Here is a 13237-nt window from a genome sequence, read left to right as displayed (position 1 = left end):
GAGGGATTGATGGCGGTGACCCGTGCGCCGGCGCAAATTCAGGCACGCTCCAAGTATCACGTCGCCGATATCCTGCTCCGACTCCTGAAGAGCCGGCGCCGTCCTGCGTCCGCTCCAGCCGAAGCGGCGCCGCTCTCCGGAATCGCGTTGGCGCCGGCGAAGCAGCGGGAGGTCCGGTTCGCGGATTTCGAAAGCGTCGCGAAGCTAAAGGAACGCGGGGGACTTGCGAAAGACAGCCCGGAGAACTGGGATCGGCTCTGGCGACAAAATCCCGCGATGGCCGCCGCCAAATCGCAGCCCAGCATGGGGTGGGTGTTGGAGACCGCGCAGGGAATTGTCGGGTACCAGGGAAACATTCCCGTGCTCTACCAGCTCGAAAGCCGAACGATATTCGCAGCGACAGCAGCTGGCCTCGTGATCGAGCCGGCGTACCGCACGCGTTGCATCGGCCTGCTGGCTTCGTTCTTTCGGCAGCGAGATATCGATCTCCTTGTCATCACGCACTCGACAGCATCGGTGGTCAATCAATCAAAGGCCCTTCATGCGAGGTCGTTGCCTGACCCCGACTACGACAAGATCTTGTTCTGGATCCTGGATGTCCGTCAGTTCGCGCGGGTGCTCGCAGCGAAGTTCGACGTCGGGAGCGGAATGGAGTCTGTCGGAGCTTTCCTTGCCTCGTCGGCCATGCGTTTGGATTCGCTCCGCCGCGGACCACGGGGCCGTCTGACCAGCAAAGTAACGGAAATCGATGTGAAGGACATCGGGGACGAATTCGAAGCGCTGTGGCGACGCAAATTGGGCGAGGCCCGTCGGTTGCTGGCCGACCGAAGTCCCGCCTCTCTCAGGTGGCACTTCACGCTCCCTGGGAGCTCTTCGACGGTTGCCGTGCTTTGCTGCCATCGATTCCAGCGCTTGGCGGGGTATGCCGTCGTGCTGCATGCGGTCGACCGCCAGACAGGTTTGCGACGGTCGATGCTCGCCGACATCCTGGTTGAGCAGGATGACACAGACGTGACCGAGGCGCTGCTCGAGGCGGCCTATGCGAACGCGGTCGCTTCGGGCGGTCATCTCTTCGAGCTGGTCGGCGTGCCCGGACATATCCGGCAGATCCTGATGAGATGGAATCCCTACGTCAGGACTTACCCGACCGATCCGCTCGTCTACAAGACGACGGACGAGGGCCTGGCTCGCGCCCTCGAAGACGAGAGCGCCTGGTACGCCGGCCCGTTCGACGGCGACGCAACGCTGCTGCCGTAACGGCTCCGGTCATCCAGCGCGGCGGAACGAGGCAGGCTCGGTCTCGTCGCCGTCAAAGCGCCGCCAGCACGGCCTTCGCGACATCAGCGGTACCGTTGCTGCCGCCAAATTCGAACGGCTTGATGCCGCCGGCATAGACCTTGTCGACGGCCCGCTCGATGCTTTCGGCAGCTTCCGCAGCGCGCTCGAGAGAGTGCTTGTCGGCGAGCCAGTCCAGCATCATCGCAGCCGACAGGATCATCGCAGTCGGGTTGGCCTTGCCCTGCCCCATGATGTCGGGCGCCGTGCCGTGACACGGCTGAAACACCGCGTAGCGGTCGCCGATGTCAGCCGACGGCGCCATGCCCATGCCGCCGATCAAGCCTGCGGTGAGGTCGGACAGGATGTCGCCGAACATGTTCTCGGTCACCATGACGTCGAAGTCCCAGGGGCGCTTCACCAGCGCAGCCGCCGTCGCGTCGATGTAGAGATGGTCAGCCCTGACGTCGGGATGACGCTGCGCGGTCTCGTCGAAGATGCTGCGGAAGAACGCGAACGCCTTGAGCACGTTCGCCTTGTCGACGCAGGTCAGCCCGCCGCCGACGCGGCCGCGCGCCTTGCGGCGTTCGGCAAGCCGGAACGAGAACTCGAACAGCCGCTCGGAAGTCCGGCGCGTGATCACCATGGTCTCGCGCGCCTCGCTGTCGGTGACGACGCCTTTGCCCATCGAGGCGAACAGGCCTTCGGTCGATTCCCTGATCACGACGAGGTCGATGCCCTTCTGATCAGCGCCGACGATCGTGCTCGGCACGCCCGGGATCAACCGCGCGGGCCGCACGCCGGCATAGAGATCGAAGATCATCCGCAATTCGATCTGCGGCGCGATCTCGGTGTTGTCGGGGTAGCGCACCGACGGCAGGCCGCAGGCCCCGAGCAGGATCGCGTCGGCCTCCTCGCACAGCCGGACCGTGCTCTCCGGCATCGACTTGCCGGTCTCCTTGTAATGGCCAGCGCCGGCCGGCGCCTCGGTGAAGCGGAATTTGAGGCCGGACGAGGCCTCGATCCTGCGCAGCACTTCGAGCGCCGGCGCCATCACCTCGGGACCGATGCCATCGCCACCGAGAACTGCGATGTGGAGTGCGTCGTTGGCGGACATGGGGACTCCCGAAAGATGATCGTCATTCCGGGGCGATGCGCAGCATCGAACCCGGAATCTCGAGAATCCGGGTCTGGTGCTGGCGCACCATCCCGGAATGACCGTGACTGGTCTACGGCGTCAGCACGGCGCGGCCGACCAGCTGGCCCTTCTGCAGATTGGTCAGCGCCTCGTTCGCCTTTGCCAGCGGCATCGGCGTAACCGGGATCGCCGGGATCTTCTTGGTCCGGACGAGGTCGAGCAGCTCCTGCGTCTCGCGCAGATTGCCGACATAACTGCCCTGGATGGTGACCGCTTTGATCGGGATCAGCGGCAGCGCCCAGGTCGCGCCACCGCCGAACAGGCCGACGATCACAAGCTTGCCGCCCTTGGTCAGGCAGTCGAAGCCGAGTTGCGAAGTCTGGGCATTGCCGACCAGGTCGATCGCGGCGCGGATCGGCTGACCGGCCTTCTTGATGAGCTGCTCCAGCGCGTCGGGCGCCTTGCCGTCTACGGTCGCCAGTGCACCGGCGGCCTCGGCCGCCTCGCGCTTCCTGGCGTCGATATCGACCACGATCGCGCCCTTGCCGCCCATCGCCTTCAACAGCGAGAGCGCCATCAGGCCGAGCCCGCCGGCGCCGAAGATCACGATCGGCGTGTCGAGATCCTTCTCGACCTTCTTCAGCGCGCTGTAGGTCGTGACGCCCGAACAAGCGTAAGGCGCGGCCGTGACCGGATCGAGCCCGTCGAGGTTGAGCAGATACTTCGGATGCGGCACCGTCATGTGATCGGCGTAGCCGCCGTCGCAGTAGACGCCGAGCGCATTCGGCTTGATCGCGCACATGTTCTCGTCGCCGCCGAGGCAGGTCGGGCATTTGCCGCAGCCGAGCCACGGATAGGCCAGCGTGACATCGCCGACCTTGAGGCCGCCCTTGTCGGCGTCCTTCACATCCGGCCCGAAGGCGATGATCTCGCCGACCGTCTCATGGCCCATCGTGCGCGGCAGCGAGACGCCGCGGTCCTTCAGCGACAGCGGCTTGCGGCCATGGCCAAGATCATAACCGCCCTCCCAGATATGCAGGTCGCTGTGGCAGACGCCGGCGGCCTTGACCTTGATCAGCACCTGCGTGCCCGACGGCTGCGGCGTCGGCTGATCGACCTCTTTCAAGGGGGCGTTGAAATCGACGACCTGGAAACTCTTCATCGTTGTTCTCCCGAAACTCGTTCTTGAGGCGGACCTTGCCACGCCTGCCCGCCCGGAACAAACGCTCAAGACCCCATTTTCGAGCAAGCCGCCATGCAGCTCGCTTGAGGGCCAACGCGCCACAATTCAGAGGCGTGACTATTCAGATCAGCGGATGATGGCAAGCCGCGAACTGGCCGGGCGCAACCACGCGCAGTTCCGGCACCTCGCTGGCACAGCGTGCATCAGCCCGCGGGCAGCGGGTGCGGAAGCGACAGCCCGACGGCGGCGCGATCGGCGACGGCGGCTCGCCGACCGGCACGCTCTGGGTCGGCCGGACATCCGGATCGGGCACCGGAATCGCTTCGATGAGCAGCGCGGTATAAGGATGCGCCGGCCGTGCAAACAGCTGCTCCGACGGACCGACCTCGCAGAGCCGGCCGAGATACATCACTGCGACGCGATCCGAGACCGCCTTCACCACCGCGAGGTCGTGGGCGATGAACAGCAGCGTCAGGCCGTAACGTGCCTTCATCTCCTCCAGCAGATTGAGGATCTGCGCACGGATCGAGACGTCGAGCGCGGACACCGGCTCGTCGCAGATCACGAATTCCGGATTGAGCACCAGCGAGCGGGCGATGCAGATGCGCTGGCATTGTCCGCCGGAGAATTCGTGCGGCAGGCGCCCGCTCACCAGCGCGGGGTCGAGCCCGACCGCCGACAGCGCCTCGCTGACGCGCCGCCGGCGTTCCTCGAAATCCTTGACGCCCGCGATCACCAGCGGCTCGGCGACGATGTCGCCGATCCGCCGCCGCGGATTGAGCGATGCAATCGGGTCCTGAAAGATCAGCTGCACGCGCCGGCGCATCCTGCGCAGCGCCTCGCCCTTCAGGGTGGTGAGATCGTGCCCGTCGAACAGCACCTTGCCGGACACGGCCTGGCGCAATTGCAGCACGGCGCGGCCGAGCGTGGACTTGCCGCAGCCGGATTCGCCGACCAGCCCCAGCGTCTCGCCGCGCGCGATTTCGAGGCTGACATCGGACACGGCATGGATGGTCTTGCCCCCCACCGAAAATTCGACGACGAGGTTTTCCACTTTCATCAGCGGATCGGATGCGGCCTGCAACATCATGCGCTGACCCTCGCGGCAATCGGATGAAAGCAGGCATAGAGATGCTCTGACGTCTCCGCCGGGCTGAGCTGCGGCTTCTCCGTGCTGCAGCGCCCGGCGGAATAGCGGCAGCGCGGCGAGAACGAGCAGCCCTTCAGCGGCCGGGTCGGATCAGGCGGCCGCCCCGAAATCGCCGGTAGCGGCGTATGCGGCGGCACATCGAGCTTCGGCAGTGCGGCGAGCAGCGCCTCGGTGTAAGGCATCCTCATCTGCTTGAACAAGGCCGGCGTCGGCGCACGCTCGACGACGCGCCCCGCATACATCACCGCGACCTCGTCGGTGCGGCCGGCGACCACGCCGAGGTCATGCGTGATGATGATCATCGCCATATGACGGCGCTGCTGCTCGCGCGCCAGGAGATCGAGGATCTGGGCCTGGATCGTGACGTCGAGCGCGGTGGTCGGCTCGTCCGCGATCAGGAGCTTCGGCTCGCAGGACAGCGCCACCGCGATCGCGACGCGCTGGCGCATGCCTCCGGAGAGCTGATGCGGATATTGCGTCAGCCGCTGCTCGGGCGCGGGAATGCCGACCGCCGTCAGTAGCTCGGTGCTGCGTTGCCTGGCCTGGGCCAGATCGAGCTCGAGATGTTCCTGGATGGTCTCGATCAGCTGGGTGCCGATGGTCAGCACCGGATTGAGCGAGGTCATGGGATCCTGGAACACGACGGCGAGCGAACGGCCGCGCAGCTTGCGCAATTTCTCCGCCGACAGCGTCGTGAGATCCTGCCCGTCGAACATGACGCGGCCGGACAGCTTGGCCTTCTTGGGCAGCAGTTGCAGGACGGCTCGCGACAGCATGGTCTTGCCGCAGCCGGATTCGCCAACAATGCCGAGCGTCTTGCCGGCGCCAACGGCGAGATCGACATGATCGACCGCCCGCAGATTGCCCCGCGGCGTCGGCAGGTCGACCACCGCGTCCTCGACCGAAAGCAGCGCACCGCTCATAGCGCACCTTGCCTCGGGTCGGTCAGCGCACGCATCGTGTCGCCGATCAGGTTGAACGAGAGCACGGTCAGGAACATCGCAATCGCCGGAATGAAGGCGAGCTGCGGCGCCACCTCGAGGCTTTCCCGCCCCTCCCCGATCATGCTGCCCCAACTCGAGATCGGCGGCGGTACGCCGAGGCCGAGGAAGGACAGCGAGCCCTCGACCACGATGGTGACGGCGACGCCGAGCAGAAAGAAGGCGATGAGCGGCAACAGCACGTTGGGCAGCAGCTCGCGCAGCAGGATACGCGCATGGGTGGCGCCGAGCGCCTGCGCGGCGATGACGAATTCGCGCCGTGCCAGCGTCAGCGTCGCCGCCCGCGCCACCCGCATGAAGGCCGGAATGCCGAGCACACCGAGGATGCAGGTCAGGTTGAAGATCGACTGGCCGAGAAAGGCGGTGACCGCAAGCGCCAGGATCAGCGGCGGGAATGCCAGCAGCACGTCCATGCCGCCGACCACGAAGGATTCGAAACGGCCGCGGAAATAGCCGGCGAGGATGCCGAGCGCGCCGCCGATGGTGACACCGATCATGGGTGCGCAAAGGCCGACGATCAGCGAGATGCGGGCGCCATAGATCAGCCGCGACAATTCATCCCGGCCGAGGCCGTCGGTGCCAAGCCAGTGCTCGGCCGAAACCGGCGCCCGCCGCTCCAGCATGTCCATGTCGGTCGGGCTCGGCAGCGGCAGCAGGTCGGCAAAGATCGCGACCGCGAACACCAGCACCATCCAGCCGATCGCGCACCAGAACAGCATGCCGAGCCGGCGGCGGCGCTGGGCCGTCGTCGCACCGGCCTCGTCGAGGCTGAGCTCAAGCGTGGCCATGGCGGATCCTCGGGTCGAGCACGGCGTAAAGCAAGTCGACGATGAAGTTCATGATCACGAAGCCCGCCGCGACCAGCAGTACCACGCCCTGCAGGATGATGAGGTCGCGGGTATAGATCGCGCCGACCAGGAGGCGCCCGATCCCCGGCAATGCGAAGATCGATTCGACGATCACGGCCCCGCCGATCAGACGGCCGATATTGATGCCGGTGATGGTGACGAGGGTCAGCGACGACGGCTTCAGCGCGTGCACGAACAGGATGCGCGACGGCTTCAGGCCTTTCGCCTTGGCGAGCGCGATATAGTCCTCCTGAAGCGCCGCGATCATGTCGGAGCGCAGCACGCGCATGATGCCTGGCCATTCCGCAAGCCCGAGCGTCAGCGCCGGCAGCACCATGAAGCGCAGGTTGGCGACCGGGTCCTCGGTGAACGGCACGTAGCCGGTCGCCGGCAACAGCCGCAGCTCGACCGCAAACAAATAGATCAGGAGGATCGCGGACAGGAAGGTCGGCACCGACAGCATACCGAACGCCGAGCCGGTCATGAGGCGGTCGAACGCGGAGCCCGCCTTGGCGGCGCAGGCGATTGCCAGCGGCACGCCGATCGCAAGCCCGATCAGCTCGGCGAGAATCATCAGCTCGAACGAGACCGGGACGCGCTCGCTGACCGCCTGCCACACGGTCTGCCCGGTGCGGAACGAGCGTCCGAAATCGCCCTGCAGGATGTGCCACAGCCAGCCGAGATAGCGCAGCCAGATCGGCTGATCGAGACCCATGTCGTGACGCAGGGCCGCGACGTTCTCCGGCGTCGCCTGGTCGCCGAGGATCACGTAGGCGAGATCGCCCGGCAACAGCGAGGCGATCACGAAGGTGAGAACCGAGACGGCAATCAGCACCGGCACCAGGTAGAGGAGCCTGCGCGCGACGAAGAACAGCATGAAGCGCTATTCCTTCCAGGCGTAGGAGACGTCGAGCACACTGTTGAACATCTTCGGCACGCCCTTCACCTTCGTGCTCGATATGGCGTAATAAGTGTTCTGGAAGATCCAGAACCAGATCGCCTCCTTGTTGATGAGACGGCTGATCGCGCAATAGTCCTCGGTGCGCTTGTCGACGTCAGCCGTGGAGCGAGCGTGCTCGAGCAGCCGGTCCAGCTCCGGATCGGAATAATTGGCGAGCGCGACCGGACTTCCGGTGTGGAAGTTCGCATACATCTGCGGATCGGGATCGGCGAGATCAACGATCCGCCAGGGCGTCAACTGGAACTGGCGCATGAAAGCGCGCGGCACGATGGTCGTCTGGTCGACCTGCTCGATCTCCATGTTGGCGCCGGCGCGCTTCCAGAGTTGTTGCAACACCTGCGAGGTGGTACGACCGCGCGGCGTCGCGTCGATCAACATCTTGAACTCGACCGGCTTGCCGTAATCCTTGATCAGCGCCTTGGCCTTCTCGACGTCGAAGGGCAGCGCGCCATCGTCCTTGCACTTGACCCAGGAGCCGGCGCCGTAGGGATTGGAGGCAGGCCGAGCCAGCCCGTTGGTGATCGCTTGGGACATCTTCGGGCGGTCGAGCGCCATCACCAGGGCGCGCCGCACCCGGACATCGTCGAACGGCGGCGTCTTGGTGTTGAAGGCAAAGACAGTAGCGCCCGACCCCTCGTAGCGGTGCACAGTCAGGCTGGTGTCCTTCTGCGCCTTCAGGATATTGTCGGCGTCGCTCTCGCCATCCCAGATGATGTCGACCTCGCCCGATTGCAGTGAGGCGAAACGCGATTGCGCGTCGGGCAGCGGCTTCAGGATGATGCGATCGAGATTGGGCTTGCCCTTGTCCCAATAGTCCGGGTTCTTCTCCAGCACCATGCGATCGCCGGCGTTCCAAGATTTCAGGATGTAGGGACCGGTGCCGACCGGGTTGCGATTGTAATCATCGCCCTTGGTCTTCCACGCGGTCGGCGACTGCATCACATTATTGGAGCTTTGAATCGACTGCGTCGCCGGGAAGTTCACCGCCGGGTCGCTGAAATTGTAGCGCACCGTGAGGTCATCGACGACGTCCACGCTCTTGATGCTGGTAATGTAGAACGCGCAGCGGCACTTGTTGGCCGGATCCTTCTGGCGGTCGAAATTCTCCTTCACCGCCTGCGCATTGAACGGCGTGCCGTCGTGGAATTTGACGCCGGGCCGCAGCTTGATGGTCCAGGTCTTGAAGTCCTCGGAATGCTCCCACGTCAGCGCGAGCTTCGGCTTCGGCTCGCCCTTCTCGTCGAGCGTCATCAGCGTGTCGAAGATCGAGGCTGCCGCGGTGTTGGCCGATGTATCGTAAACGCCGACCTTGAGCGGGTCGAAGCCCGGAATGTCCAGCTCCTGGCCGACGGTGAGCGTGCCGCCCTGCTTCTGCGCATAGGCCGGTACAGCGAATGTCGCTGCGCCTAATCCCGCCACAAGAAATATGCGCGCAATTGCGTGCGCGCGCCCGGCCAACTTCATCGATGCTCCCTCCCGAATGGGCGACGTCCGGTGTTCCGGATCGTCGTACGTTTGGAGGCAGCTTGTCCGGAATCGCCGCGCGCGACAAGAGCGTAAAACGGATGAAAAGCCGCAGGGCGATCACGATGCGATCTCGTAAGCTCGCATCGTGATCTCATCTACTTATTTGAGCATGATCTTTCGGAAAACCGGTACCCACTTTTCCGGATCATGGTTTAACTGCTCACGGTTTTCGCCGGTTGCGCTGCGAAGCCTGCGATCTGATCGTCGGAGAGGCCGATCTCCTTCAGATAGGACAGTGTGTGCTCGCCGAGCGTCGACATCCGCTTGCGCGCGCCGACCGCAGCGCCGGACATCCGGAACGGCAGATTGAGCACCTTGAAGCTGCCGCCGCCGTCCTCGACCTCGGCCAGTGCACCGCGATGGGCAATTTGCGGATCGGCGAGCGCCTCGCGCACCGTGCGATAGGCCGACGACGGCACGCCATATTCATTGAGCGCGGCAAGACAGGCCTGCGTGCTGACCGCCCGCGACCACGCCTCGACGCCCTCCATCAGGGCCGCCCAATTCTCCCGCCGATCGGAATATTTGGCAAAGCGCGAATCGGACACCCATTCAGGCCGGCCGATCACCTGCATCAGGTTCTGGAACGTCTTCTCGCTGGCGATCGCCACCATCACGTAGCCGTCGCTGGTTTCGATCGGGCCGAACATCGGCCGCTGGGTTTGCTTCACCTCGAATTGCGACCACTGCAACTCGTTCAGGGTCAGGCTCAGCATCGATTCCAGCATCGAGACGTCGATATGCTGGCCCTTGCCGCTGGCACTGCGCTGATAGAGCGCCGCCGAGATCGCGCCGAAACCATAGACCCCGGTCAACACGTCGGCGTGATAGATGCCGCAATAATCCGGCCGGCTGCGGCCCGGCTGGTAGGCGAGATGCGCCATCTCGTAGCCCGAAGCGGCATGGATCACCGGCGCATAGGCCGGCAATTCCGCCGATGGGCCGGTCTGGCCGTAGCCGGAGATCGAGCAGAAGATCAGCTTCGGATTGATGTCGCGGATCGAGGCATAGTCGAGCTTGAGCCGGCGCATTACGCCGGGGCGGAAATTCTCCACCAGCACGTCGGCGGTCGCGATCAACCGGCGCACGGCTTCGACGCCGGCCGGCGACTTCAGGTCGAGCACGAGGCTGTTCTTGCCGATATTGAGCTGGCCGAACGCCGTCGAGCAATGGTTGCGCACCGGCGGCCGCGTCCGCATCGTCTCGCCTTCGGCGGGCTCGATCTTGATCACCTCCGCGCCCATGTCGGCGAGCATCCGCGTGCAATGAGGTCCGGCGATCGTGGTCGAAAAATCGAGCACGCGAAGGCCGTCAAAGCTTCGTGTCAAATTCCCCTCATCGTCAGCGGCTATTGTCGTTGCCAAGGCTTCCTCCAGCTTCGTCGTTTCCGTTGTTCGGCGTCGCGAGACCCTAAAGTGAGCCGCCCTGACAGGAAAGCGTCTCGTCCAGACCGGGACCGCGGGCCGTCTTGCATTTTACTCAAAGGCAGATTGGACCCGATCTTGCATAGCCTTGTCACGGGCTGGAACGAGGGCGCTTGTTGAAGGTCTTATTCGTCACGACGGAGATGGACGATTTCGTCCGCGTAGGCGGGCTCGGCGCCGTTTCCGCCGCACTTCCCCGGGCGCTCCGCTCTTGGAGCGACGTCAGGATCATGCTTCCCGGCTATCGGGATGTCGTCGAGCAGTTCACCCGTATTGAAATCGTTGGACAATGCGAGGCCCTCGCCGAGATGCCGGCGTGTACGCTCGGGCGCGCATCGACCAAGGACGGGCTGCCGGTGTATGTGCTGTTGTGTCCGCAGCTCTACGACCGGCCGGGCAATCCCTATGGCGACGAGTCCGGCCGCGACTGGCCCGACAACGACATCCGCTTCGGCCGCTTTGCCTCCGCCGCTGCCGAACTTGCAGCCGGAACGCTGGACAAGAATTGGGCAGCGGACCTCGTTCACGCCAACGACTGGCAGGCCGCGCTCACACCCGCCTACCTCGCATGGCGCGAGGCGCGGATTCCATCGATCCTGACCATCCACAATCTCGCCTATCAGGGCCTGTTTCCGCGGGACTCGCTGCGGCGGATCGGCGCACCGGAAAGCTCATTCCACATCGACGGGCTGGAGTTCTACGACAAGCTGTCCTTCCTCAAGGGCGGCCTCGTCTACGCCTCGCATCTGACCACGGTCAGCGCGACCTATGCGAGGGAGATCACCACCGCCGAGCTCGGCTGCGGGCTGGAGGGCCTGCTGCGCGTGCGCTCCGACGCGGACCAGCTGACCGGCATCCTCAACGGCATCGACGAGAGCTGGGACCCGCGCCACTGCGCACAGCTCGCCCAGCCGTTCGGCGCCGGCGACTGGAAGGGCAAGCAGGCCAACGCCGACTATGTCCGCCGGCAGTTCGGCCTTGCGGTCTCGCGCGGGCCGATCTTCGGCCTGGTTGCGCGGCTCGTGCATCAGAAGGGCGTCGACCTCGTGCTGTCGGCGGCCGACGAGATCATCAGGGACGGCGGACAGATCGTCGTCACCGGCAGCGGCGAGCCGGCGATCGAGGACGCGCTGGTGGCCGCGCATCGGCGCCGGCCCGACGCGATCGGCGTCATCATCGGCTTCAACGACGCGCAGGCGCGCCGGATCTTCGCCGGCAGCGATTTCACCCTGATGCCGTCGCGCTTCGAGCCCTGTGGCCTTAGCCAGATGTATGCGCAGCGCTTCGGCTCGCTGCCGATCGGCCACCAGACCGGCGGGCTCGCGGAGACCATCGCCGACGGCGAGACCGGCTTCCTGTTCGCGCAGCCATCGGCGGAATCCTTCCTCGGCGGCGTCAGGCGCGCGTTCGACGCCTACCGCGCCAAGGATCGCCTCAACGCCATGCGCGCCAGCGCGATGGCCAAGTCCTACAGCTGGGACCTGTCGGCCGCCTGCTACGGCGCGCTGTACAGAAGGCTCATCATGCCGCGGGCAGCGGCGTAAGGCGCCCGCCTCGCCGGCTTGTGAAGTCGGTCGTGCTGGCATCCCAGCCGCTTCGTGACATTCAGCCTGCGCCGCCAAGCCCATTTCGTGCGATCATGTCCGCGCCCATGGCCTTCTGCCTGGACGATCGCGCACACATGAAATTGGCAATGTTGGACTTTTTGCAAAACCCAATTGCGATGGAGGAACATCATGGACGTCAACGAGGAGCGTCTAAATTCATTCATGGGAAAGATGATTGGCGATGTCGGCGCGGCGATGAACGCCTCGCTGATGCTGCTGGGCGATAAGCTCGGACTCTACAAGGCCCTCGCGCAGCAAGGACCGATGAATGCGGCGGCGCTGGCCAAGGCAACAGGAACGGCCGGACGTTACGTTCAGGAGTGGCTCTCCGCGCAGGCCGCTTCCGGTTACGTCGAGTACGACAGCGCAACCGGAAAGTTCTCGATGCTGCCCGAGCAGGCGCTCGCGCTTGCCGACGAGGACAGCCCGGTCTTCCTCGGCGCCGTGGGAAGCCTTGTCGGCGCGACATTTCTCGACGAGCCGAAAATTACCGACGCGTTCAAGACCGGCAAGGGCGTCGGCTGGAACAAGCGCAGCGAGTGCCTGTTCTGCGGCACGGCCCGGTTCTTCCGCACCAGCTACAAGCACTATCTGGTGCAGGAATGGCTGCCGGCACTCGAGGGCGTCGTCGACAAGCTGAAGAAGAGTGCTGTCGTCGCTGACGTCGGCTGCGGCCACGGCGTCTCGACCCGGTTGATGGCGGAGGCGTTCCCGAAATCAACCTTCTACGGCTTCGACTATCACGACGGCTCGATCCAGGCGGCGCGGATGGCTGCGAAGGAGGCGGGATTGTCGGACCGCGTTCATTTCCAGACGCATTCGGCCAAGGACTTCCCAGCCAACAAATATGACCTGGTGTGCTTCTTCGATTGCCTGCACGACATGGGCGACCCGGTCGGCGCGCTCAAGCACACCCGCTCCACCCTCGCCGACGACGGCACCTGCCTGCTGATCGAGCCGTTCGCCAACGACCGGCTGGAGGACAACCTCAATCCGATCGGGCGCGTTTATTACGCAGCGTCGACGATGATCTGCACGCCGGCGTCGCTGGACCAGGAGGTCGGGCTTGCACTCGGCGCGCAGGCCGGCGAGACCCGGCTGCGCGAGGTGGCGCGCCAGGGTG

The 13237-nt window shown here is 65.0% G+C and carries 11 protein-coding genes; 3 read left to right on the top strand and 8 right to left on the bottom strand.

All coding sequences use genetic code 11. The features are described from left to right. Window positions 1–9: 9 nt before the first annotated feature. Window positions 10–1257 carry a hypothetical protein gene (locus H8B02_RS19500; protein ID WP_229167717.1) on the top strand — a complete coding sequence of 416 codons (1248 nt, stop codon included), beginning with the start codon at window positions 10–12 and terminating at the stop codon, window positions 1255–1257. A 52-nt stretch (window positions 1258–1309) separates the two neighbouring features. On the opposite strand, the gene H8B02_RS19495 is transcribed toward H8B02_RS19500, so the two are convergent. The 8 genes from H8B02_RS19495 to H8B02_RS19460 form a co-directional block, all read right to left on the bottom strand. Continuing rightward, on the bottom strand, window positions 1310–2392 hold the full coding sequence (locus tag H8B02_RS19495) for an isocitrate/isopropylmalate dehydrogenase family protein (RefSeq protein ID WP_229167716.1): 1083 nt from the start codon (window positions 2390–2392) through the stop codon (window positions 1310–1312). A gap of 112 nt (window positions 2393–2504) precedes the next feature. Next, a complete protein-coding gene (locus H8B02_RS19490) occupies window positions 2505–3575 on the bottom strand; it encodes an alcohol dehydrogenase (RefSeq protein WP_212311297.1) in 1071 nt (356 codons plus the stop codon). Between the two features lie 142 nt (window positions 3576–3717). Continuing rightward, on the bottom strand, window positions 3718–4686 hold the full coding sequence (locus H8B02_RS19485; protein ID WP_229167715.1) for an ABC transporter ATP-binding protein: 969 nt from the start codon (window positions 4684–4686) through the stop codon (window positions 3718–3720). Then, complete coding sequence (locus H8B02_RS19480; protein WP_229167714.1) at window positions 4683–5669, bottom strand: ABC transporter ATP-binding protein; 987 nt, start codon at window positions 5667–5669, stop codon at window positions 4683–4685. Before H8B02_RS19480 ends, H8B02_RS19485 begins: the two co-directional genes overlap by 4 nt. After that, entirely contained in the window at window positions 5666–6535 is an 870-nt protein-coding gene (locus H8B02_RS19475; protein ID WP_229167713.1) for an ABC transporter permease, read from the bottom strand. The genes H8B02_RS19480 and H8B02_RS19475 overlap by 4 nt, the downstream gene beginning before the upstream one ends. Then, complete coding sequence (locus tag H8B02_RS19470; protein WP_229167712.1) at window positions 6522–7472, bottom strand: ABC transporter permease; 951 nt, start codon at window positions 7470–7472, stop codon at window positions 6522–6524. The genes H8B02_RS19475 and H8B02_RS19470 overlap by 14 nt, the downstream gene beginning before the upstream one ends. A 6-nt stretch (window positions 7473–7478) precedes the next feature. Continuing rightward, window positions 7479–9020: an ABC transporter substrate-binding protein gene (locus H8B02_RS19465; protein ID WP_229167711.1), complete on the bottom strand. Its 1542-nt coding sequence runs from the start codon at window positions 9018–9020 to the stop codon at window positions 7479–7481. 215 nt (window positions 9021–9235) lie between these two features. Continuing rightward, window positions 9236–10411 (bottom strand): CaiB/BaiF CoA transferase family protein, encoded by a 1176-nt coding sequence (locus H8B02_RS19460; RefSeq protein ID WP_229167710.1) that lies wholly within the window; start codon window positions 10409–10411, stop codon window positions 9236–9238. A gap of 212 nt (window positions 10412–10623) precedes the next feature. Here H8B02_RS19460 and glgA point away from each other — a divergent pair, with 212 nt between their 5' ends. Both glgA and H8B02_RS19450 read left to right on the top strand, forming a co-directional pair. Then, the gene (gene glgA, locus H8B02_RS19455; protein ID WP_229167709.1) at window positions 10624–12051 is read left to right on the top strand and encodes a glycogen synthase GlgA; all 1428 of its coding nucleotides are present in this window, start codon (window positions 10624–10626) and stop codon (window positions 12049–12051) included. Window positions 12052–12243: 192 nt separating this feature from the next. Next, window positions 12244–13237, top strand: a 994-nt coding sequence (locus H8B02_RS19450; RefSeq protein WP_229167708.1) for a class I SAM-dependent methyltransferase, incomplete at its 3' end; no start/stop codon positions are given.

Origin of the sequence: Bradyrhizobium altum (genome assembly GCF_020889705.1) — a bacterium.
Taxonomy (GTDB): domain Bacteria; phylum Pseudomonadota; class Alphaproteobacteria; order Rhizobiales; family Xanthobacteraceae; genus Bradyrhizobium; species Bradyrhizobium altum.
This window is presented reverse-complemented; position numbering and strand designations above follow the sequence as displayed.